28 protein-coding genes and 1 pseudogene are annotated in these 21,362 nt (G+C 65.6%); 19 read left to right on the top strand and 10 right to left on the bottom strand.

The genetic code is table 11. The annotated features are described in order from the left end of the window. Positions 1-14 precede the first annotated feature (14 nt). The 4 genes and pseudogenes from glmS (at position 15) to EAO27_RS07410 (ending at position 3,239) form a co-directional block, all read left to right on the top strand. Complete coding sequence (glmS, locus tag EAO27_RS07395) at positions 15-1,838, top strand: glutamine--fructose-6-phosphate transaminase (isomerizing) (protein ID WP_242778968.1); 1,824 nt, start codon at positions 15-17, stop codon at positions 1,836-1,838. An 11-nt stretch (positions 1,839-1,849) separates the two neighbouring features. Next, positions 1,850-2,521: pseudogene (locus tag EAO27_RS20965) on the top strand (SMI1/KNR4 family protein). Between the two features lie 158 nt (positions 2,522-2,679). Then, positions 2,680-2,931 (top strand): type II toxin-antitoxin system ParD family antitoxin, encoded by a 252-nt coding sequence (locus EAO27_RS07405; protein ID WP_242778974.1) that lies wholly within the window; start codon positions 2,680-2,682, stop codon positions 2,929-2,931. Next, on the top strand, positions 2,928-3,239 hold the full coding sequence (locus EAO27_RS07410) for a type II toxin-antitoxin system RelE/ParE family toxin (protein ID WP_242778977.1): 312 nt from the start codon (positions 2,928-2,930) through the stop codon (positions 3,237-3,239). Before EAO27_RS07405 ends, EAO27_RS07410 begins: the two co-directional genes overlap by 4 nt. 19 nt (positions 3,240-3,258) lie before the next feature. On the opposite strand, the gene EAO27_RS07415 is transcribed toward EAO27_RS07410, so the two are convergent. After that, a complete protein-coding gene (locus EAO27_RS07415; protein ID WP_242778980.1) occupies positions 3,259-3,447 on the bottom strand; it encodes a hypothetical protein in 189 nt (62 codons plus the stop codon). Positions 3,448-3,516: 69 nt separating this feature from the next. Here EAO27_RS07415 and EAO27_RS07420 point away from each other — a divergent pair, with 69 nt between their 5' ends. The 3 genes from EAO27_RS07420 to EAO27_RS07430 all read left to right on the top strand — a co-directional run bounded on the left by EAO27_RS07420 (position 3,517) and on the right by EAO27_RS07430 (position 5,644). Continuing rightward, positions 3,517-4,176 (top strand): HAD family phosphatase, encoded by a 660-nt coding sequence (locus tag EAO27_RS07420; protein WP_242778983.1) that lies wholly within the window; start codon positions 3,517-3,519, stop codon positions 4,174-4,176. A gap of 21 nt (positions 4,177-4,197) precedes the next feature. After that, complete coding sequence (locus EAO27_RS07425; protein ID WP_242778986.1) at positions 4,198-4,470, top strand: hypothetical protein; 273 nt, start codon at positions 4,198-4,200, stop codon at positions 4,468-4,470. Between the two features lie 301 nt (positions 4,471-4,771). After that, positions 4,772-5,644, top strand: coding sequence for a dienelactone hydrolase family protein (locus EAO27_RS07430; RefSeq protein ID WP_242778989.1), 873 nt, complete (start codon positions 4,772-4,774; stop codon positions 5,642-5,644). A 70-nt stretch (positions 5,645-5,714) separates the two neighbouring features. On the opposite strand, the gene EAO27_RS07435 is transcribed toward EAO27_RS07430, so the two are convergent. Next, positions 5,715-6,170: a DUF411 domain-containing protein gene (locus EAO27_RS07435; RefSeq protein WP_242778992.1), complete on the bottom strand. Its 456-nt coding sequence runs from the start codon at positions 6,168-6,170 to the stop codon at positions 5,715-5,717. Positions 6,171-6,209: 39 nt separating this feature from the next. Between EAO27_RS07435 and EAO27_RS07440 the strand changes: the two genes are divergently transcribed. Continuing rightward, on the top strand, positions 6,210-6,794 hold the full coding sequence (locus EAO27_RS07440; protein WP_242778995.1) for a hypothetical protein: 585 nt from the start codon (positions 6,210-6,212) through the stop codon (positions 6,792-6,794). Here EAO27_RS07440 and EAO27_RS07445 read toward each other — a convergent pair. Together EAO27_RS07445 and EAO27_RS07450 are read right to left on the bottom strand one after the other, a co-directional pair. Next, positions 6,779-7,795, bottom strand: coding sequence for an aldo/keto reductase (locus tag EAO27_RS07445; RefSeq protein ID WP_242778998.1), 1,017 nt, complete (start codon positions 7,793-7,795; stop codon positions 6,779-6,781). The genes EAO27_RS07440 and EAO27_RS07445 overlap by 16 nt on opposite strands. A gap of 44 nt (positions 7,796-7,839) precedes the next feature. After that, complete coding sequence (locus EAO27_RS07450) at positions 7,840-8,430, bottom strand: LysE family translocator (RefSeq protein WP_242779001.1); 591 nt, start codon at positions 8,428-8,430, stop codon at positions 7,840-7,842. A gap of 72 nt (positions 8,431-8,502) precedes the next feature. Between EAO27_RS07450 and EAO27_RS07455 the strand changes: the two genes are divergently transcribed. Beyond that, positions 8,503-8,955 carry an Lrp/AsnC family transcriptional regulator gene (locus EAO27_RS07455; RefSeq protein ID WP_242779004.1) on the top strand — a complete coding sequence of 151 codons (453 nt, stop codon included), beginning with the start codon at positions 8,503-8,505 and terminating at the stop codon, positions 8,953-8,955. Positions 8,956-9,022: 67 nt separating this feature from the next. Beyond that, positions 9,023-10,009, top strand: a complete 987-nt coding sequence (locus EAO27_RS07460; protein WP_242779007.1) for an LLM class flavin-dependent oxidoreductase — start codon at positions 9,023-9,025, stop codon at positions 10,007-10,009. Between the two features lie 30 nt (positions 10,010-10,039). Here the strand turns inward: EAO27_RS07460 and EAO27_RS07465 are convergent, their stop codons facing one another. Continuing rightward, the gene (locus EAO27_RS07465) at positions 10,040-10,525 is read right to left on the bottom strand and encodes a DUF421 domain-containing protein (RefSeq protein ID WP_242779010.1); all 486 of its coding nucleotides are present in this window, start codon (positions 10,523-10,525) and stop codon (positions 10,040-10,042) included. Further along, a complete protein-coding gene (locus tag EAO27_RS07470; RefSeq protein ID WP_242779013.1) occupies positions 10,525-11,055 on the bottom strand; it encodes a hypothetical protein in 531 nt (176 codons plus the stop codon). The genes EAO27_RS07465 and EAO27_RS07470 overlap by 1 nt, the downstream gene beginning before the upstream one ends. Before the next feature lie 167 nt (positions 11,056-11,222). Between EAO27_RS07470 and EAO27_RS07475 the strand changes: the two genes are divergently transcribed. From EAO27_RS07475 to queE, 6 genes are all read left to right on the top strand, one after another. After that, complete coding sequence (locus tag EAO27_RS07475) at positions 11,223-12,410, top strand: aspartate aminotransferase family protein (RefSeq protein ID WP_242779016.1); 1,188 nt, start codon at positions 11,223-11,225, stop codon at positions 12,408-12,410. A 28-nt stretch (positions 12,411-12,438) separates the two neighbouring features. Continuing rightward, complete coding sequence (gene argF / locus EAO27_RS07480) at positions 12,439-13,365, top strand: ornithine carbamoyltransferase (protein ID WP_242779019.1); 927 nt, start codon at positions 12,439-12,441, stop codon at positions 13,363-13,365. After that, positions 13,362-14,276 carry an Hsp33 family molecular chaperone HslO gene (locus tag EAO27_RS07485; RefSeq protein WP_242779022.1) on the top strand — a complete coding sequence of 305 codons (915 nt, stop codon included), beginning with the start codon at positions 13,362-13,364 and terminating at the stop codon, positions 14,274-14,276. Before argF ends, EAO27_RS07485 begins: the two co-directional genes overlap by 4 nt. Positions 14,277-14,401: 125 nt before the next feature. After that, positions 14,402-14,824 (top strand): hypothetical protein, encoded by a 423-nt coding sequence (locus tag EAO27_RS07490; RefSeq protein ID WP_242779025.1) that lies wholly within the window; start codon positions 14,402-14,404, stop codon positions 14,822-14,824. A 194-nt stretch (positions 14,825-15,018) separates the two neighbouring features. Then, positions 15,019-15,705, top strand: coding sequence for a 7-cyano-7-deazaguanine synthase QueC (gene queC / locus EAO27_RS07495; RefSeq protein WP_242780489.1), 687 nt, complete (start codon positions 15,019-15,021; stop codon positions 15,703-15,705). A gap of 1 nt (position 15,706) precedes the next feature. Beyond that, positions 15,707-16,339, top strand: coding sequence for a 7-carboxy-7-deazaguanine synthase (queE, locus tag EAO27_RS07500; protein WP_242779028.1), 633 nt, complete (start codon positions 15,707-15,709; stop codon positions 16,337-16,339). Between the two features lie 4 nt (positions 16,340-16,343). Here the strand turns inward: queE and EAO27_RS07505 are convergent, their stop codons facing one another. Beyond that, positions 16,344-16,676, bottom strand: coding sequence for a hypothetical protein (locus tag EAO27_RS07505; RefSeq protein ID WP_242779031.1), 333 nt, complete (start codon positions 16,674-16,676; stop codon positions 16,344-16,346). A 9-nt stretch (positions 16,677-16,685) separates the two neighbouring features. Further along, positions 16,686-17,339, bottom strand: a complete 654-nt coding sequence (gene lipB, locus EAO27_RS07510; protein WP_242779034.1) for a lipoyl(octanoyl) transferase LipB — start codon at positions 17,337-17,339, stop codon at positions 16,686-16,688. Between the two features lie 129 nt (positions 17,340-17,468). Between lipB and EAO27_RS07515 the strand changes: the two genes are divergently transcribed. Both EAO27_RS07515 and EAO27_RS07520 read left to right on the top strand, forming a co-directional pair. Further along, complete coding sequence (locus EAO27_RS07515) at positions 17,469-18,287, top strand: hypothetical protein (RefSeq protein ID WP_242779037.1); 819 nt, start codon at positions 17,469-17,471, stop codon at positions 18,285-18,287. Positions 18,288-18,348: 61 nt separating this feature from the next. Beyond that, complete coding sequence (locus tag EAO27_RS07520) at positions 18,349-19,206, top strand: hypothetical protein (protein WP_242779040.1); 858 nt, start codon at positions 18,349-18,351, stop codon at positions 19,204-19,206. Between the two features lie 55 nt (positions 19,207-19,261). Here EAO27_RS07520 and hemF read toward each other — a convergent pair whose 3' ends face one another. Both hemF and EAO27_RS07530 read right to left on the bottom strand, forming a co-directional pair. Then, on the bottom strand, positions 19,262-20,122 hold the full coding sequence (hemF, locus tag EAO27_RS07525) for an oxygen-dependent coproporphyrinogen oxidase (RefSeq protein ID WP_242779042.1): 861 nt from the start codon (positions 20,120-20,122) through the stop codon (positions 19,262-19,264). Beyond that, positions 20,119-20,577, bottom strand: coding sequence for a tRNA (cytidine(34)-2'-O)-methyltransferase (locus tag EAO27_RS07530; protein WP_242779045.1), 459 nt, complete (start codon positions 20,575-20,577; stop codon positions 20,119-20,121). The genes hemF and EAO27_RS07530 overlap by 4 nt, the downstream gene beginning before the upstream one ends. A gap of 222 nt (positions 20,578-20,799) precedes the next feature. Between EAO27_RS07530 and petA the strand changes: the two genes are divergently transcribed. Next, entirely contained in the window at positions 20,800-21,357 is a 558-nt protein-coding gene (gene petA, locus EAO27_RS07535; protein WP_242779048.1) for a ubiquinol-cytochrome c reductase iron-sulfur subunit, read from the top strand. Positions 21,358-21,362 lie beyond the last annotated feature (5 nt).

Here is a 21,362-nt window from a genome sequence, read left to right on the forward strand (position 1 = left end):
AGAAAGCAGAATCCATGTGCGGAATTATCGGAATCGTCGGCAAGGACCAGGTCGCGGATCGCCTCGTCGATGGCCTCAGGCGCATGGAATATCGCGGCTATGATTCGGCGGGCGTCTGCACGGTGCAGGACGGCCAGCTCGTTCGCCGCCGCGCCGAGGGCAAGCTGAACAATCTGGTGAAGGAACTTGCGGGCAACCCCGCGCCGGGCCTTGTCGGCATCGCGCACACGCGCTGGGCGACGCACGGCGCCCCGACGACGAGCAATGCGCACCCGCACGCGACGGGCGAGGTCGCACTGGTCCACAACGGGATCATCGAGAATTTCAAGCCGCTGCGCGAGGCGCTGCAGGCGCGCGGGCGCAGGTTCGAGAGCGAGACCGACACCGAAGTCGTCGCGCACCTCGTCAGCGAACAGGTCGAGGCCGGCAAATCGCCGACCGAGGCGGTGCAGGCGGTGCTGCCGCAGCTCCGCGGTGCCTTTGCGCTCGCCATCGCCTTTCGCAGCCATCCCGAGCTGCTGATCGGCGCGCGCCTCGGGTCGCCGCTCGTCGTCGGTTATGGCGAGGGCGAGACCTATCTCGGCTCGGACGCGCTCGCGCTCGCGCCGCTGACGCAGAAGATCGCCTATCTCGACGAGGGCGACTGGGTGATCATCACGCGCGACGGCGCGCAGATTTTCGACGCCGCGAACAATCCGGTGACGCGCGAGATCACCACCAGCGGCGTCACCGCCGCGACGATCGAGAAGGGCAATTACCGCCACTTCATGCAGAAGGAGATTTTCGAGCAGCCGACCGTCGTCGCGCAGACGCTCTCCTCCTACATCCGCCCGCTCGAACAGACCGTCGCGCTGCCGCAGATGGATTTCGACCTGTCGGCGATCGACCGCATCACCATCGTCGCCTGCGGCACCAGCTTCTACGCCGGCATGGTCGCCAAATATTGGTTCGAAACCTTCGCGCGCGTCCCCGTCGACATCGATGTCGCGTCCGAATTCCGCTACCGCGATCCGGTGCTGCAACCCGGCGGGCTCGCGCTCTTCATCTCGCAGTCGGGCGAGACCGCCGACACGCTCGCGGCGCTGCGCCATTGCAAGGCGAACGGCCAGACGATCGCGGTCGTCGTCAACGTCCCCACCAGCAGCATGGCGCGTGAAGCCGACCTGCTGCTTCCGACCCACGCCGGCCCCGAAATCGGCGTGGCCTCGACCAAGGCCTTCACCTGTCAGCTCGCGGTCCTCGCCGCGCTCGCCGCGCATCTCGCGCTCAAGAAGGGCAAGCTCAGCGCCGCCGAGGAACGTGAAATCGTCAAGCATCTGATCGAGGCGCCCGCCGCGCTCAACGCCGCGCTGAGCCATGACGAGGAAATCGCGGCGATGGCGCATCTCGTCGCCCCGGCGCGCGACGTGCTTTATCTCGGCCGCGGTCCAGATTATCCGCTCGCGCTCGAAGGCGCGTTGAAACTCAAGGAAATCAGTTACATCCACGCCGAAGGCTATGCCTCGGGTGAAATGAAGCACGGCCCGATCGCGCTGATCGACGAGGCGGTCCCGGTGATCGTTCTCGCGCCCAGCGGCCCCTTGTTCGAAAAGACCGTGAGCAATATGCAGGAGGTGATGGCGCGCGGCGGCAAGATCGTCCTGATCAGCGATGCCGAGGGCCTCGCCGAAGCCGGCGACGGCTGCATGGCGACGATCGAAATGCCCAAGGTCCACCCGCTGATCGCGCCTTTGGTGTACGCGGTGCCGGTGCAGTTGCTCGCCTATCATGTGGCGGTGGCCAAGGGGACCGACGTCGACCAGCCGCGCAATCTGGCGAAGTCGGTGACGGTGGAGTAGTCTGCCCCTCCATGCCGAAGATATTCAACGACTTTGATCTTTCTACCTTTTGGGAAGACTCCGACTGGGCAGGCCGTGAATATGTCGAGCCCTTTCCGACCCCGGACGTCATCCGATCGGTGGAAAAGGAACTAGGGTATAAATTGCCGGCGGCGTACATTGAGTTGATGCAGTCGCAAAACGGCGGTTGCCCGGCGAGCACCTGTCACCGAACTGCCACTCCGACTTCCTAGGCCGAAGACCATGTCGCGATAACCGGCATTAAGGGGATTGGCCGGAAGCAGATATGGTCATTGTGCGGCGAGCTTGGAAGTCGCCAGTCCAATGATGAGTGGGGCTATCCCGACATCGGGATATACTTCGGTGACTGCCCCTCTGCCGGCCATGACATGCTATGCCTCGATTATCGGGAATGTGGGCCATCGGGTGAGCCGAAGGTCGTCCATATCGATCAGGAGTGCGATTATCGGATCACCCAAGTGGCCCACAATTTTGAGGCTTTCGTTCGAGGGCTGGAGCATGAAGATGCCTTTGATCTTGAACCCGACAGCGCATTGCAGGAGCCGCCAAAGATAATCTCGGCTTGGATTGACCCCGATTGTGCGAGAGAGCAGGGCCTTGGAATCCGCGAGGCGCCTGCTTTGAAACAATCGTGGTGGGCGTTCTGGCGCCGCGACAAATGAGATCGGCCGCCACATCGCTGGCCCTCCATTGCCCCACTCCCCCGCGTTCGCTGCTCCAAAATCACGCCGCGATCATCTGCGCGACGACCTTTCATAAATATAACATAAACTGTGCAATTTATGTTATGGACGTAGAGGCAGTCATGAGGAGCAAGGCCATGAACGTATCCGTCGGTCCCCGCTGGGACGCCTATATCGAAGAACTGCTGAAAGCTGGCCGCTATGGCTCAGCCAGTGAAATCGTTCGCGAAGGTCTGAGGTTGGTCGAGGAGCGCGAGCAAAAGCTGGCCGCGCTGCGCGAAACGATCAATGCGTCGATCGAGCAGGGCGGCTCCTATACGGGTGAAGAGGTAATGGCCCATGTTCGCGAGAGCCTTGACGGGCGGCGGGCCGGCAAAGCTGCCGCATGACGCGTGAACTGCGGTTCACCGCACAAGCGCGAGAAAATTTGCGTGATATTTCGGATTTCATATCCGAGGAAAGCGGCAGCGAGGATGTCGCCGAGTCCTTCCTTTTTCAATTGATTGGGCGTTGCCGTCATATCACATCACTGCCCGGAACGCTGGGAACCCCGCGAAACGAATTGCGCGAAGACGTTCGTTCGACGCCGCACAAGGGCTACATCATCTTTTTTCGCTATCAGGAAGATTTGCTGGAGGTCGTTAACATCTTGCACGGCAGCCGCGACGTTATTTCCCACTTCGGCGTGGATGACTGACGGCGCTTCCGGCACGGTGTTACTCCGCCGAATTCGCCTGTTCCAATATCGACGCCGCAATCTCCTCCAGCTTGCCGACGATCAGCAGCGGCGCGCCGCCGACCATGCCGACCTGCACCTGGCCATTCTCATAGTCGCGGAGCCACGCGACATTGTCGGCGACGACCAGATAATTGCCGCCGCGCGACTTGAGCTCGATAAACTTCATGATTGCGTCTCCTGTCGGCTTGGCGTTTAGGCGCGACAGGTTGCATTCGCATAAACAGGACGCGCGTTCATGACCCCCGCCGCCATCATCTTCGACTTCGACGGCGTCGTCGCCGACAGCGAGGTGCGCGCGAACAAGACGCTCGCCGAGAGCCTGACCGCGATCGGGCTGCCCACCAGCTACGAAGACTGCCTGCGCGATTATTGCGGGCATAATTGGCAGGAGACCGAGCGGCGCATCACCCTGCGTCTCGGCGGTCCGCTGCCGTCCGATTTTCGCGAACGGCACCGCGAGCGCGCGATCCGCATGTTCGCCGAGGGCTTCGCGCCGGTGCCCGGCGCGCCCGCATTCCTCGACGCGCTGGGGACGACGCCCCGCGCGATCGCCTCGTCGAGCAGCCCCGCCTATATTGCCTCGTCGCTCGACCGCTTCGGGCTGGCGCATCATTTCGGCGGACATGTCTACAGCGCCGACGGCTGGGGGCGCGGCAAGCCCTTTCCCGACATCTATCTGGCGGCCGCGAAGGGGCTTGGGGTCGACCCGGCGGCGTGCCTCGCGATCGAGGATTCGCCGATCGGCGCGCGCGCCGCGCTGGCCGCGGGGATGACGGTGATCGGCTTTTGCGGCGCGGGACATATCGTCGACCGCGCTGCGCACGGCGACAAGCTGCGCGATGTCGGGGTGCACCGGCTTGCCTTTGCCTTTGAAGAGATTAGCATCGCTGCCTGACCAACCGGGGAGGGGGTGAGCGTGATCTGGAATATTCTGTGGCCGTTGATGCTGTTCGCGGCGATCGTGGTGTGGCCGGTGTGGCTGTGGCGGCGAATGAAAAAGGTGCAGCGCGCGGCGCGCGATCTGCTCGACGACGAGCCGGTGCGGGACAATGCACGCTGGGAGGAGATGCAGACCGGGGGCGACGGGCTGAACTATGGCAAGGCACATGGTTTCGATCCGGTGCTGGACAAGGCGTCGCGCGATCTGGCGGCGCCCGACATCATCAAGGACCTTGAAGGGCGCCGATGACGATGGCGTTCGCGGCGCAAAAAGCGCTGTCCTAAAAAACATCGCCAGACTAGCCTGCGGACGATGCCGATATGCTCGTCCATCGAAACGCCAATCGCGAATGAAGTTACGCAGTTTTCTGCCGCTTTTCGTGCGAAGGGCGTTTGCCGCTCCCGGGTGAAAACCGGGACGCGGATGGATTGCCAGGCCCTTTGCGGCATGGGCCCCGGCTCGCGCCGGGCAACGGCGGTGGCCGATATGATTTCCGTGTAAAGTTCGGCAGTTTTCTGCCGGTTTTTTTGAGTCCCCAAGGAGAGACGCGATGTGCACCAACGAAACCGAAGCCGATCTCGACCGCGCCGGGCTGCCCGTCGGGCGACGCAGCTTTACCGCGCTGGCGGGGGCAGGGGCGCTGGTCGCGGCGCTGCCCGCGCGCGCGATCGAGGGCAAGGCGCTGGTGCGGCGCGACGTCGCGATCACGACCGCCGACGGGACGTGCGACGCCTATTTCGTCGCGCCCGCCGAGGGCAGGCACCCCGGCGTTCTGGTGTGGCCGGATATTCGCGGGCTGCGCCCCGCCTTTCGCCAGATGGCCGACCGGCTGGCGGGTGAGGGCTATGCGGTGCTGACGATCAACCCCTTCTACCGCTGGCAGAAATCGCCGGTGGTCGACGCGGCCAACGACTTCAACGTGCCCGCGGTGCGCGAGAAATTGTTCGGATATCTCAAGCGGCTCACCCGGCCGATCGTCGAGACCGATGCCGCGGCGCACCTAGCCTTCCTCGACGCGCAGAAGGAAGTCGACACGAAACGCCGGATCGGCACCACCGGCTATTGCATGGGCGGCGCGATGACGATCTACACCGCCGCGCTCAGCCCGAACCGCGTCGGCGCTGCGGCGAGCTTCCACGGCGGCGGCGTCGCCACCGACAAGCCCGACAGCCCGCATCTGCTGATCGACGACACCAACGCCGGTTATCTCTTCGCGATCGCCGACAATGACGACAAGGAAAGCCCGAACGAGAAAGTGCTGCTCAAAGAGGCGCTGGCGCCGCGTCCGCAGTGGCACGAGGTCGAGGTCTATGCCGGGGCGATGCACGGCTGGTGCCCGCCCGACGGCCGCGCCTATGACGAAGCGGCAGCCGAGAAGGCGTGGGGCCGGATGCTCGAGCTGTTCAGGGCCGAGCTGGCCTGACGCTCATTTCGCCCGCAATAACGGAGGTGACCGGAATGCTCGCCAACGGGATGAACGTAGGCGGGGCGGCTCAGCCGCCGCTTGCGGCATAGCTCGCATAGACGCGCTGGCCGCCGGGGCCGAAGGTCATGACCTGATAGGCGTCGCGGATGTTGCGATATTCCATGCCGGGCGATCCGGTGGGCATGCCCGCGACCGCGAGGCCTTTGACGCCCTTGGGTTTTTCCCTGAGCAAGCGGGCGATCTCCTTCGCCGGCACATGGCCCTCGATCACATAGCCGCCGACGAGCACGGTGTGGCAGCTGCGCAGCGCCTGCGGTACGCCCTGCTTGTCCTTGACCGCGTTCATGTCGGGCGCATTGACCACCGCTACCCTGGTGCCGAACGACGCCTTCACGATCTCCAGCCATTTGAGGCAACAGCCGCATCCGGCGTCGCGGAACATCGTCGGGCTGGCGGCGTGCGCGGTGCCGATGATCCCGGCAAAGGCGGAGAGGGCGACGAGCGTGCGGCGGGCGAGCGTCATGGGGGTTCCTTTCGGGCGCCGAGGCTATAGGCTGGCGGGATGAAAGTCCATTTCATCCGGTCGGGCGAACGCCGCTATGCGATGCGCATCGAGCGCGCGGGACTGCCGGTGCTGGTGATGGACCCCGCGCCGGGGTTCGACGCCGACGTGCCGCACGACATGGTGCATTTTGTCGTCGAAGCGGTGCTGGGGCTGAAAGGCGGCGTGTTCGGCCAGATCGCCGCGGGCGGCACCGCGGGATCGTTCCATGTCGCGGCGACGGAGGGCAAGGTCGATGCCCGCGAACAACGGCGGACAGTGCGCAAGCAGCTCGCCAGGGGCCGGAAGCTGGTCGAGACGCAGGGGCGCGAGGGCGAATTGTCCGAGCTCGCCGCCTTCCTGTTCGACATCGGCTGGCGCAGCGGCCGGCGGCCTGACAGTGCCGAACAGCGCGCCGTGCTGGCCGAGGCTGCGCGGGTGCGGCAGGCGCTGAGCGGCGAGGAGCGGGCTGCGATCGATGCCGCGGAGACGCGGGTGTTCGAAGCGTTCGACCGGCTCGCGGCCGAATGGCGCGCGCTGCGCGCCGGCGAGGCGCTGGTGCTGGAGTGGCCGACGCTGCGGCGGGTCGATCACCCCATCGGGTAGAGGATGTCCTTGCTCACCTGGTGTAGCGCCGCCATCACATCGTCGCTCAGCACCAGCTCCATCGCCGCGAGGATCGGGTCGAGCTGGTCGTCGGCGCTCACCCCGACGATCGTCGAGGCGACGAAGTCGTGCTGTTTCGACCAGGCGGTCGCCATGGTGACGGGGTGCAGGCCCGCGTCGGCTGCAATCTTCAGATAGGCCTCGGTCGCGGCGAGGCTCTTGTCGTTGACGAAGCGGCGCCCCATGGCGGCCTGCCGTCCGGGCATTTGCAGATAGCGCGAGAAGCGCGCACCCTCGGGGGTCGCGCCGCCCTGATATTTGCCCGACAGCACCCCGCCGGCGAGCGGCGAATAGGGAATCAGGCTGACGCCTTCCTGCCGGCAGACCTGTGCCAGTTCATCCTCGAAGCGGCGGTTGTTGAGGCTGAAATTATTCTGGATCGTATGGTAGCGCGCGGCGCCGAGCCGTTCGGAGGCGGCGAGCGATTTCATCAGCCCCCAGCTCGTCTCGTTCGAGCAGCCGAGGATCCGCACCTTGCCGACGCGGACGAGTTCGTCGAGCGCATCCATCATCTCGTCGTAGGGCGCGTCATGATCGGGCCAGTGGGTCTGGTAGAGGTCGACATAGTCGGTCTGGAGCCGCGTCAGGCTGTCGTCGATCGCCTTCATGATATTGTGCCGGTCGAGCGCGGTCATGCCGCCGCGGCACGGCGATTTGAACCAGACGTGGCTCGGCCCCGACACCTTGGTCGCGAGAATGATCGCGTCGCGCGGCTTGGTCTTGAGCCAGCGCCCGACGATCTCTTCGGTGCGGCCGACCCATTTCGTGTCGGGCGGCACCGGATAACCCTCGGCGGTGTCGTAGAAATTGATTCCGGCCTCGAAACAGCGGTCGAGCACGCGGAAGGCGGTGGCTTCGTCGGCCTGGCTGCCGAAGGTCATCGTCCCCATGCAGATGTCGGACACATGGATGGCGCTCTGGCCGAGGCGGCGGCTTTGCATGATGATACCCCTCACAGTCGTTCGTTGCGCCGTGCCTTAAGCGGTCAGAGCAGAAGCGCAAGCGATCCGACGAGCAGGGCCGCCATCGTCCAGTTGAACGCCTTGAGCCGTGCCGGGCTCGACAGCCAGCCGCGCAACGACACGCCCATCACCGCCCACAGGCTGGTCGAGGGCAGGTTGATGACGCCGAAGACGAGTGCGACGAGCAGCACCGCGAAGAGATTGCGATCGGGGGCGTAGAGCGCGATCGCGGTCAGCGCCATCGACCAGGCCTTGGGGTTGACCCACTGGAACAGCACTGCCTGCACGAAGGTCATCGGCTTGCCGCCCGCGTTGCCCGCGGTGTCGGGCGCGGCGGCGTTGGCGATCTTCCACGCAAGCCACAGCAGATAGGTGACGCTCACCACCTTGAGGACCAGATTGAGTACGGGGAACAGGTCGAACAGTCCCATCAGCCCGACCCCGACGAGGATGATCATCAGCGTGAAGCCGATCCCGACCCCGAGCGCATGCGGGACGGTGCGGCGAAGGCCGAAATTGGCCCCCGATGCCATCAGCATCATGTTGTTCGGTCCCGGCGTGATCGACGAGACGAGCGCGAAGGCGGAGAGTGCGAGCAGGGCGGTCTGATTCATGCGCGCAACATAGTTCGGATTTTGTGATACGGATTGCAAAGAAAGCCCGATCTGCGGTAAAATGCACAATCGATGATCAAAATCGATACCATAGACCGCAAGATATTGCGCGAGCTGTCCGCGAACGGGCGAATCCCCAATATCGAGCTCGCCGAGCGCGTCGGGTTATCGCCGTCGGCGTGCCTGCGCCGCGTGCAGGAACTCGAGCGCAGCGGCGTGATCACCGGCTATCGCGCGCGTATCGATCCCGCAAAGGTTGGCAACGGCTTCCTCGCCTATGTCACCGTCGGCCTGTCGACGCACACCAAGAAGGCGCAGGCGGGGTTCGAGGCGGCGATGGCCGAGGCGCCCGAGGTGCGCGAGTGTCACAATATCACCGGGGCGATCGAATATCTGCTGCGTGTCGAGGCGGCCGACCTTGCGGCGTACAAGCATTTCCACACCGAGGTGCTCGGCGTGCTGCCGCAAGTGCATTCGATCACCACCTATGTGCTGATGGACTCGCCCAAGGACGAGCGGGCATAGTTTTTCTTCGCCCCGCCCGCGACGCGAGGCGCTTGAACCCGGCACGGCGCGACCGCATATCGGTTTCATGCTGAAACTATCCTTCCTCGACCTCGTCCCCGTCACCGACACGGGAACGATCGCCCAGTCGCTCGCCAACGCCGCCGATCTCGCGCGTCACGCCGAGGTGCTTGGCTACGAACGCTATTGGGTTGCCGAGCACCACGGGATGGCGGGGATCGCCAGCGCCGCGACCGCGGTCGTGCTCGCGCATATCGGGCAGGCGACCTCGACGATCCGCATCGGCGCGGGCGGGATCATGCTGCCGAACCATGCGCCGATGGTGATCGCCGAGCAGTTCGGCACGCTCGAGGCTTTGTTCCCCGGCCGCGTCGACCTCGGGCTCGGCCGCGCACCGGGCTCGGACGGCGTCGTCGCGCGCGCGCTGCGCCGCAATCTTGCGAGCGACGAGCGCCAGTTCCCGCAGGATGTCGTCGAATTGCAGGCCTTTCTGGCCGGCGACGACCGCCTCGGAATCCGGGCGGTGCCGGGCGAGGGCACCAACGTGCCGCTGTGGATCCTGGGATCGAGCCTATTCGGCGCGCAGCTCGCCGCTGCGCTCGGGCTGCCCTATGCCTTTGCGAGCCACTTCGCGCCCGACGCGCTCGACGAGGCGCTCGACATCTACCGCCGTCAGTTCAAGCCGTCGGCGCAGCTTGCCGAGCCCTACGCCGCCGCGGCGTTCAACGTTTTTGCCGCCGACACGCGCGAGGAGGCCGAGCTGCTCGCTTCGTCGCAGCAGCAGGCCTTCGTTGCGCTGCGCACCGGCAATCCGGGCAAAATGAAAGCGCCGCTCGCGGGGTACAGGGACGGTCTGCCGCCCAATGCGCGCGCGATCCTCGATCATGTCCTGCAATGTTCGGCGGTCGGTACGGTCGATGACGTCGCGGCAGGCCTCAAGGCCTTTGCCGCGCGCACCGGCGTCGACGAGGTGATCGTCGCTTCTTCGATGTACGATCATGACGCGCGCAAGCATTCGGTGGCGCTGGCGATGGAGGCGGCGCGCAGCCTGTAAGCGGTCCGGCGAACAGGCGGTTCGGGCGGCCTATTTCGCGACCGAATCGCGGTCGCTCTGCCGGCTGTCCGGGGTGTCGTCGCGCCGGATGAAGCTGATCTTGCCCTGGGGTTCGAGGATGGCCCATGCCACCTGCCTGATGTGGGCAATCCCGGCGAGGCGCATTTCGGATTCGATTTCGGTGCGGGTCAGGCGATCGCGACGCAAATTTTCCTCGCACAGCCTGCCGTCGCAGATCACGATCTTGGGCCGGCCTTCGAGCGGGTCCTTGAGGCGCGGAAACAAATAGCTGAGCCAGCTGAGTACAACGCCCCAGAAAGCGAAGGTGCAAATGGCAAGCGTTGCACCCGTCACGCTGAAATCATTGTGTGTCACCCCCTGCTGGATGAGGTCGCCCATCACGACCAGCACGACGAGTTCGAATGGCGTCATCTGCCCGAGCTCGCGCTTGCCGAGCAGCCGCAGCAGGGCGTAGAGCACGGCGAACATCACGGTGGCGCGGAGCACGATATCCATCAGGGAAAGACCCTGATCGAAAGCGGCACACGCCCGATCCGCCGATCGCCGTCATAGAGCAGCATGCTGCCGGCCGTCCCGGCGAACAGCGGCGGATTGATCTGTCCGTCGATCTTTACGCGCAGGCGTTCGCCGGCCTTCATCGGCCCGTAGGACCAGCGCAGCAGCCCGTCGCGATAGGTTTCCCCGGCGGGCGATGGCAAGGTGGTGTTGATCGTCATGTCGCGCCAGAGTTCGGGCGTCACCGCGATCACGGCGTCGCCGAGATCGGTATGGGCTTCAATCTCGACCTGCGTTTCGAAAAACTCCCCGTTGCGGAGCGTTCGCGGCGTATCGACGACCAGCGAGGCGGCGTCGAAATCACCCTTGACCGGCGCCGTGCGGCCGCCGCCAGTCAGGTCGAGCAGGGCGAGCAGCAGGAATGAACCGAGCAGGATGGCCGACAGCGGGCTGGCGTGGCGTGCGAACAGGCGGCCGCCGTGAAGGTGGCTTTCGTCGAGGCCGTCGGGAAATCTGCGGGCTTTGGACATGCCTCTCCTTTCTCGATCCCTTGAGCAACGGAATCGGCAAGAAAAAGTTGCCTCGCGTCCCCTGGCGCGCCGCGCGCCGCGGCGGGTGATCGCTGCCATTGATTTGTCCCATTGCGAGCCCTATTGCGCGCCATTCCGTTCCGCCCCGTTTTGAAAGGTGCAAACTCATGTCGATCACGCCGCTGATGCCCGTCTACCCCCGGTGCGCCGTGCGTCCGGTGCGAGGCGAAGGCGCCTATCTGATCGGCGAGCGAGGCGAGCGTTATCTGGACTTCGCGAGCGGCATCGCGGTCAATCTGCTCGGCCACGGCCATCCGCACCTGACCCAGGCGATCCAGGATCAGGCCGCGACGCTGATGCACGTGTCGAACCTGTACGGCAGCCCGCAGGGCGAGGCCTTTGCGCAGCGGCTGGTCGACAACACCTTTGCCGACACCGTTTTCTTCACCAACTCGGGCGCCGAAGCGGTCGAGTGCGCGATCAAGACCGCGCGTGCCTATCACTCGAGCGCGGGCAATGCCGAAAAGCATAATCTGATCAACTTCAACAACGCTTTCCACGGCCGCACGCTGGGGACGATCTCCGCGACCAACCAGGAAAAGCTGCGCAAGGGTTTCGATCCGCTGCTGCCGGGCTTCGCTTACGCGCCGTTCGACGATGTCAACGCGGCGCTCGATCTTGTCGACGACAACACCGCGGGTTTCCTGATCGAGCCGGTGCAGGGCGAGGGCGGCATCCGCCCGGCTTCGCAGCCCTTTCTCCAGGCGCTGCGCGATATCTGCGACAAGCGCGACCTGATGCTCATTTTCGACGAGGTTCAGTGCGGCGTCGCACGCACCGGCACGCTCTATGCCTATGAACAATATGGCATCGCGCCCGATATCATGGCGACCGCGAAGGGCATCGGCGGCGGCTTCCCGCTGGGAGCGTGCCTTGCGACCGAAAAGGCCGCGCGCGGCATGGTGATCGGCACCCACGGCTCGACCTATGGCGGCAACCCGCTGGCGATGGCGGCCGGGCAGGCGGTGTTCGACGTGATCCTCGAGGATGGCTTCCTCGACGGCGTCAAGGCGACCGGCGAACGGCTGCGCGGCGCGCTCGAACAGCTGATTCCGAACCACGACAACCTGTTCGAAAGCGTGCGCGGCATGGGGCTTATGCTCGGCATCAAGCTCAAGAGCGACAGCCGCGCCTTTGTCGCGCATCTGCGCGACAACCACGGGCTGCTCACCGTCGCGGCGGGCGACAATGTCGTGCGTATCCTGCCTCCGCTCAACATCGAGCAGGGTCATATCGACGAATGCATCGCCAAATTGTCGGCGGGGGCGGCGAGCTATACGCCGCCGGCGTCCTGATGTTCGCCGTTCCTGTCGAACGGAGGGCATGATGCGGCACTTCCTGAACCTGTCCGACGCGGGCGGGGATGCGATCGCGGCGATGCTGTCCGACGCGATCGCCCGCAAGGGCGCGCGCGCGGGCTGGCCCAAGGCGCGTCCTGACGCGGACAAGCCGCTCGCCGACCATGTGCTGGCGATGGTGTTCGAGAAGAATTCGACGCGCACGCGCTGTTCGTTCGACATCGCGATCCGCCAGCTCGGCGGGGTACCGATGATCCTCGACGCAGGGACGAGCCAGCTCGGCCGCGGCGAGACGATCGCCGACACCGCGCGCGTGCTGTCGCGTTACGCCGATGCGATCATGATCCGTACCGATCATCACGACAAGATCGAGGAACTGGCGCATCACGCCACGGTTCCCGTCATCAACGGACTGACCGACCTGTCGCACCCGTGCCAGATCGTCGCCGATCTGCTGACGCTGGTCGAGGGCGGCAAGGCGCTGCCGGGTCTCGAGCTTGCGTGGCTGGGCGACGGCAACAATGTGCTGGCGTCGCTGATCGAGGCGGCGGGGCTGTTCGGCTTCAACGTCCGCGCGGGCGTGCCGCAGGGCTATGAACCCGACGCGAGCTTCGTCGAGGCGGCGCGCGCGAAGGGCGCGCGTATCGACATCGTCCGCGACGCGCGCGAGGCGGTGGCGGGCGCCGATGTCGTCGTCACCGACACCTGGGTGTCGATGGGCCAGGATCACGCGCACAACAAGCTGGCGGCGATGGCGCCCTATCAGGTCGATGAACGGCTGATGGGCGGCGCGAAGGGCGACGCGCTCTTCCTCCACTGCCTGCCCGCGCACCGCGGCGAAGAAGTCGTCGACGCGGTAATCGACGGCCCCCGGTCGCGCGTGTGGGACGAGGCGGAAAACCGCGTCCATGCGCAGAAGTCGGTGCTGCTCTGGGCGCTCGAAAAGCTGTGAGCGATATCGTCGAGACCTGGTTCGACCAGCCGCTGGTCTTCACCATCGCCGCGCGCCATGTGCGCGGGCGACTGGTGCGGCTTGGACCGGTGCTCAACACGATCATGGCGGCGCACAGCTACCCGCCGGTCGCTGAAAAGCTGCTGGCCGAGGCGCTGGTGCTCACGGTTCTGCTCGGCTCGACGCTCAAGGCCGAGGGCGGTCAGATGACGCTGCAGGCGCAGACCGGCGGCGGGCCGGTCGAACTGCTCGTTTGCGACTATCGCGGCGGCGAACTGCGCGGCTATCTGAAGTTCGATGCCGAGCGCCTGGCCGAGGTCGGACCCGATCCGACGCTGTTCGCGTTGTTCGGCGAGGGGTTCCTCGCGATCACCTTTGACCAGGAAGCGAGCGGCGAGCGTTACCAGGGCATCGTTCCGCTCGAAGGATCGTCGATCGGCGATGCCGCCGAACATTATTTCGTGCAGTCCGAGCAGATCCCGAGCCTGATCAGCCTCGCTGCACGCCACGATGCCGAGGCGGGGTGCGTTGCCGGTGGTCTGCTGCTCCAGCATCTCCCGGAGGGTGAGGTCGGGCGCGACCGGCTGCACGTGCGTCACGCGCACGGCGAATGGGAACATGCGCGCACGATTGCCGCGACGCTCAAGGATGAGGAACTCACCGACCCCGCGACGTCGCTCGAGACGCTCGCGTGGCGCCTGTTCCACGAGGATGAGGTGCGCATCGAGCCGGGTGTCACGGTGACGCGCGGGTGCCGTTGCAGCCCCGAATATTTTGCGGGGGTGCTGCGCCAGTTCCCCGAAGTCGAGCGCATCGACATGGCCGATACGACAGGAAATATCGTCGTCGATTGCGCGTTCTGCTCGCGGAATTTCCCGATCCCGCTCGAAGAAATCGCCGCGTCGCACTGAGCGTTGCAGCGACGAGGCGAGGGTTTCTGGCGCCAAGCGGTTGAAATCGCGGCGCCCCATTGCTACATCCATGCCCACGGGGTCGCATCTCTCGCCCGATCGTGGTAGCCAGTGGATAGGTTCGAATGGCGATCTTCTCTCCCGCATTGAAATATGGTCTTGGCGCCTGTGCGCTCGCCTGCGCGACCGCGGTGCCCGCTCAGGCGCCGTCGCTGGCGATGCTCGACCAGCTCGAAAAGGGGCAGTGGCAGCTCAAGGAGCGCGACAGTTCGGTCATCGTGCAGACGCTGTGCGTCGGCGATGCCCGCCGGATGATCCAGATCTATCATCCGCGGAACAATTGCTCGCGCTACGTGATCGAGGACGGCGCGAAGTCGGTGACGGTGCATTACACCTGTCCCGGCGCGGGCCATGGCCGCACGTCGATCCGCTCCGAGACCAATCGCCTCGTCCAGATCGACACGCAGGGCATCGCCGACGGCAAGCCCTTCTCGCAGGCGATCGAGGCGCGCAGGATCGGCGCCTGCGCAGGCGGCGGGCGCAAGTGATCGCGGGATGGACTGTAACCCGCCTTTAACCATCGCCGGTTAGGATGGCGGCACGACGCACCGATGTGTGTCCTTCTCCCTAACGGCTTTCAGGCCGAACTGGGCCGCGTGGCGATGCCGGGCGGCCCAATTCTTTGGTGCGATGCAGCATGGCGCACCTTGCGTCGCGCCGCGCGGCGGCGTATCGGGCGCGGATGCAGGATCTGGCCGGAAAAACGCTGATCGTCCTCCTTTCGGGCGGGCTCGACTCGATGGTGTGCGCGGGGCTCGCGCGCGAGGCGGGGGCGCGCATCGTCGCGCTGACCGTCGATTACAACCAGCGCCACCGCGTCGAGCTGGAATCGGCGGCGCGTATCGCGCGCACCGTCGGCGCCGCCGAACATATCGTGCTGCCGCTCGATCTTCGCCGCTTCGGCGGTTCGGCGCTGACCGCCGACCTCGACGTGCCCAAGGACGGGGTAGACGAGCACGAGGTCCCGATCACCTATGTGCCCGCGCGCAACCTGATCTTCCTGTCGCTGACGCTGGGGCTCGCCGAGGCGCGCCGTGCGCAGGACATCGTGATCGGGGTCAATGCGCTCGACTATTCGGGCTATCCCGACTGCCGGCCCGATTTCATCGCAGGGTTCGAGGCGCTGGCGCGGCTTGCGACGCGCGACGGCGACAAGGGCGTCGATTTCCGGATTCACGCGCCGCTCCAGCACATGACCAAGGCCGACATCGCCGCCGAAGCGGCGCGGCTCGGCATGGATGCGGGCGAGAGCTGGTCGTGCTACGATCCGACCCCCGAGGGACTGCACTGCGGACTTTGCGACAGCTGCCGCCTGCGCAGCAAGGGGTTCGCCGAGGCGGGGCTTCCCGACCCGACGCGCTACGCCTGACATGGCCTATGCCGTCAAAGAGATATTTCTGACGCTGCAGGGCGAGGGCGCGCAGGCCGGGCGCCGCGCGGTGTTCTGCCGCTTCGCCGGCTGCAACCTGTGGACGGGACGCGAACAGGACCGCCCCAAGGCGGTCTGCCGCTTCTGCGACACCGATTTCGTCGGCACCGACGGCACGCTCGGGGGCAAATATGCCGACGCCCCCGCGCTTGCTACGATGATCGCATCGGCGTGGGGCGAGGGGGAGGCCGACCGCTATGTCGTGCTCACCGGCGGCGAACCGATGTTGCAGGTCGACGACGCGCTGATCGACGCGCTCCACGCCAGGGGCTTCACGATCGCGATCGAAAGCAACGGCACGTTCGCGATTCCGCGCAGCATCGACTGGATCTGCGTCAGCCCCAAGGCGGGGAGCGATCTGGTGCAGACAAGCGGCGACGAACTCAAGCTCGTCTGGCCGCAGCCGGGGAGCGACGTCGGGCACCTTGCAACGCTCGATTTCACGCACCGGCTTGTCCAGCCGCTCGACGATCCGAAAGCGGGGGACAATGTGCGGGCTTGCGTCGAACTGGTGATGGCCGACCCGCGCTGGCGCCTGTCGTTGCAGACGCACAAGAGCCTCGGCCTTCGCTAGGCCGTCACTCGCCGGCCTTTTTGGCGGGGGCGGCGGTTTCGGACTTGGCGACCGGGGTGGAGATCGCCACCGCTTCGCTGTCGCCCGCTTCTTCGGAGGCGTCTTCCGCATCCTCCTCGCCGGTCTTGGCCGCCGCTTTCGCGCTGCCGTCGTCGGGCACGCTGTTGTCGACCGCCGTTCCATCGCCGTCGGCATCGTCGAGGATGATCATCGAATCGCTGATCGTGCCCGGCTGTACCTCGATCGCGTCGAGCTTGGTCGTGGTCTTCCCACCGGGTTCGCTGCCACAGGCGGCCAGCGCGAGAACCAGGAGCGATGCAAAGGCGATGCGGGTCATGATCCTGTCCTAGTCGCTGCCTGAAATTTTGTCGAGAAAGGCTGGAAAGCCGGCGGCGAGCGCGGCATCGACCGCGGCGAAACCGGCCGCCTTGCCGAGCGCGGCGAGGCTGGTCACCGGAAATTCGGCAATCCCGCACGGAACGATGCCGCCGAAATGCGCCAGATCGGGCGTCACGTTGAGCGAAAAGCCGTGCATCGTCACCCAGCGTTTCACGCGCACCCCGATCGCGCCGATCTTGGCCTCGCGTCCCGTTTCGTCGTCGGTCCAGATGCCGATGCGCCCCTCGGCGCGGCGGGCATCGACGCCGAGCGTCGCGAGCGCGTCGATCACCCAGCCTTCGAGCGCATGGACATAGGCGCGCACGTCGCGGCCGCGCTGCGCGAGATCGAGCTGGACATAGCCGACGCGCTGGCCGGGGCCGTGATAGGTGTAGCGCCCGCCGCGCCCCGCGTCATAGACCGGAAAGCGCGGGTCGAGCAGTTCGGCCGGGTCGGCGCTGGTCCCTGCGGTGTAGAGCGGGGGGTGTTCGAGCAGCCAGACACGCTCGCGTCCGTCGCCCGCATGAATCGCCGCGGCGCGTGCTTCCATATCGGCGAGCGCGCCGATGTAGTCGGTCAGGCCGGGAGATAAGGTCCATTCGGGAAGCGGCAGGGCATGCATGCCGCCGCTCCTGCCTCCCCGCGCGAGCTTGTGCAAGGGGCGGCGGCTAAATCACTAACAAGGCTGGACATCGCGGTCCAAGAGGGCCAGTCTGCGTCGCCACGAAGCCAGACAAGCAACGGGGTATCGATGCCGAAATTCGACATGGGCGCGGCGTGGGACGACAGCATGAACCTGCTGCGGTCGCACAGCGCCCTCACCGGCACGATTGCTGCCGTTTTCCTTTTCCTTCCGACACTTGCCGTCAGCTGGTTCGGCCCGCAGCCGATCACGCCCGCGGATGGTGCGACCTTCGAACAGATATTGGCGAGCTTTCAGGAAAGCGCGCGCCAGGCGATCCCCTACCAGATACTTGTTGCGGTGATCGCGGCGATCGGGGGTGTCGGCATCCTGCGCCTGTGGCTGTCGCGGACGGGAATCACCGTGGGCGAGGCGTTGGTCTTCGCGATCCGGATGATTCCGACGATGATCGCGATCCAGCTGTTGCTCGGTCTCGCGCTCGGCCTTGCCGCACTGCTGCTCATCTTGCCGGGCGCGGCGTCGGCGGGGAGCGTGGTTGGTGGGCTGCTGCTGTTCGTCGGGCTGTGCCTCCTCGCCGGCCTGTGCCTCTATTTCTGGGGCCGGTTGGCGGTGGTTTCGCCGATCGTAGCCGACCGGACGCTCTACAATCCCGTTACGGCGATCCGCGAGGGGCTGGCGCTGACCCGGGGCAACGGGTGGCGCATCGCCTTTTTTCTGCTGCTCGTCATGATTGTGATCGTCGTCGTCGCTGCGATTCTCGGCGGCGTCATCGCGGCGGTAGCGGGCACCGGCGAGGGTTTCGGCCGCCTGCTCGGCGGGCTGGTCGAGGGCGGGGTCGCCGCGATCGGCGGCATCGTGACGGCGGCGATCACCGCGGCAACCTATCGCCAGCTTGCGGTCCGCGGGCCGGACGACATTTTCAAATAACCCAACAAGCCAGACAAAAGGGTCGGAGGTCGCAGCCACAATCAGCAAGGGGGAACAGACGATGAATCGGATTAGCATCAGTCAGGCCTGGTCCTATGCGACCAGTTTCTTTGCCGGCCAGGGCGCCAATCACGCGATCATATTGATCGGTGTCGGGATCGTTGCGCCGCTTATCCTGCAATTCGCGCTCGGTGGCGGCGCCGCGATGAGCGATCCGATGGCCTTTGCGGCAGGCGGCGGCTTTGCCGCGCTCGGCGCGCTCGCCATCCTGATCAGCCTCGTCAATTATGTACTCCAGACCGGCAGCTATTTCGCGTCGTGGCGTGTTGGCCTGACCAACGGTGCCGAGCCGCTTGGCAGCGCGATCGGCTACGGGCTGATCGCCTCGTTACCCGTGCTGCTGCTGGTGATCGCGCTGGTGATCGTGCTGGGTCTCTTGGCCTTTCTCATATTCGGCAGCGCCTTTGCCCCGATGCTGATGGGCGGTCAGCCGAGCGAGGCTGCGGCAGCGCGCAGCGGTTTGCTGGTGCTGTTGCTTTTGCCGCTGTTCATGCTGTTCGTCATCTGGCTCGCCGCGCGCTTTTCGTGCATGGGGCCGGTGATGGCCGACCGGCGGACCTTCAACGTGCTGACCGGGCTGGGCGAATCGTGGCGGATGACCGCGGCGTCGCAATGGAAGATTTTCGCCTATTTCATCTTGCTCGCCATCGCGCTGTTCGTGATCTTCTTGATCATCGGCGCGATTGTCGGCGTATCGATGTTCGCGGGCGGCGGCATGCCGAGCACGGGGTCCTTTGTCGGCATCATCGTCGGCGCGCTGCTACTCAGCATTCCGATGGCCTATCTGCAGGTTGGCATCCCGGCGGGCATCTATCGCGCGCTCGGCGGGCAGGTCAGTCAGGGCGATATCTTCGCCTGACCGGTACCCGATCGAAAAGGAAAGGGCGCGCCGGGGACGGGGCGCCCTTTTTCTATCAGCTCCACTTCGCCAGCGGCGGCAGGCTCATCAGGATCGCGTCGATGTTGCCGCCGGTCTTGAGCCCGAACAATGTGCCGCGATCGTAGACTAGGTTGAATTCGGCGTAGCGGCCGCGCCAGACCAGTTGCTGTTCGCGCTCGGCGTCGGTGAAGGGCAGGCCCATCCGGCGCCGCACAATCTGCGGAAAGATGTCGAGAAAAGCTTCGCCGACCGCGCGGGTGAATTCGAAATTGCGGTCATATTCGGCGTCGTCGCCGCATTCGAGATGGTCGTAGAAGATGCCGCCGACGCCGCGATGGACACCGCGGTGAGGGATATAGAAATAGTCGTCGGCCCATTTGGCGTAGCGTTCATACACTTCGGGGCCGAAGGGGGTGCAGGCGGCGCGCAGCCGTGCGTGAAAGGCGTCGGTGTCTTGGCTGTAGGGAATCGGCGGATTGAGATCGGCGCCGCCACCGAACCAGCGCTTGGTGGTGACGAGGAAGCGTGTGTTCATATGCACGGCCGGAACGTGGGGATTCGCCATGTGCGCGACGAGGCTGATGCCGGTGGCGAAAAAGCTCGGGTCCTCGCTCGCGCCATGGATCGAGGCGGCGAAGTCGGGCGCAAAGGCGCCGCCGACGGTCGAGACGTTGACCCCGACCTTTTCGAACACCTGTCCGGTCATCACACCGCGCACGCCGCCGCCGCCCGCGCCGGGGGCGAGCCCGTCGGCCTCGCGGTCCCACGGCGTATACTGAAAGCGCGCGTCGCTGCCGGCTTCGGCCTCGATCGCCTCGAATTCGGCGCAGATCCGGTCGCGGAGCGATTCGAACCAGGTGCGGGCGGCCTGCTGTTGCGGGTCGAGCGGGGTCATGCGGGAAAGCCTTTCGTCTGCCGGAGCGCTTCGCCGAGGGCGATGCCAGCCGCGACCGCGACATTCAAGGAGCGAAAGCCGCTTCGCATCGGAATCGCGACGCGCGCCGCCGCGGTTTCGTGGACGTGGGGCGGGACGCCGGAGGATTCGCTGCCGAGCAGTAGTATGTCGCCTTGCACGAAATCGAAGTCGGGGAGGGGAGTCGCTCCTGCAGTCGTCATCAGGACGAGCCGTCGCTGCTGATCCTGCTGCCATGTCTGGAAGGCGCCCCAGTCGGGATGGCGCCGGACATTGGCGCGTTCGGCATAATCCATGCCTGCGCGGCGGAGCGCGCCGTCCGAAAAGGGAAAGCCGCACGGTTCGATGATATGCGCGGGCACGCCAAGGCAGGCCGCGGTGCGCAGGATGGTGCCGACGTTGCCGGCGATGTCGGGTTGATAGAGCGCGATGTCCATGGCTTTCCCTAGGGCGCGGGCCGCCGCAAATCGAGCGTTTCGGCGCACGATGGCGGTCCGGTCAAAGAAGCGGAAATTGCCTGTTGGCAAGCCCGGACTGTGCGGCTATCAGGCCCGCAATTCCCGGAGGGGCCGCCGGGCTGCGCCATTTCGCATGCGTGCAAACAGGGCGGCCTTCCCCTTCCGGAAATTTTGTCAGTTCACCCATGCAAGGGCAGTCGAATGGCCAGTGATACCGAACAAACCGCCGGAATCGAGGAAGGAGTCCGGCGCCGCGACTTCATCAACATCGCGGCGGTCAGTTTCGCCGGTGTCGGTGCGGTGGCGGTGGTCCTTCCGCTGGTCAACCAGATGAATCCGTCGGCTGACGTGCTCGCGCTGTCGTCGACCGAGATCGACATTTCGGCGATCGGCACCGGTCAGGCGATCAAGACCAGCTGGCGCAAGCAGCCGGTGTTCGTCCGCAACCTGACCGCCGACGAAATCACCGCGGCGAATGCGGTCAAGCCGGCCGACCTGCGCGATCCGCAGACGCTCGCCGAGCGCACCAAGCCCGGCAAGGAAAACTGGCTGATCACGCTGGGCGTCTGCACCCATCTGGGTTGCGTGCCGCTCGGCGCTGCCGAAGGCGAGAACCGCGGCGATTTCGGCGGTTATTTCTGCCCGTGCCACGGGTCGCACTACGACACCGCGGCCCGCATCCGTAAGGGCCCCGCGCCAACCAACCTGGTTGTGCCGCCCTATGAATTCACCAGCGACACCGTCGTGACGATCGGCTGAGGAGC

It is taken from the genome of Sphingopyxis sp. YF1 (genome assembly GCF_022701295.1).
In the GTDB taxonomy this organism is placed as follows: Bacteria; Pseudomonadota; Alphaproteobacteria; order Sphingomonadales; family Sphingomonadaceae; genus Sphingopyxis.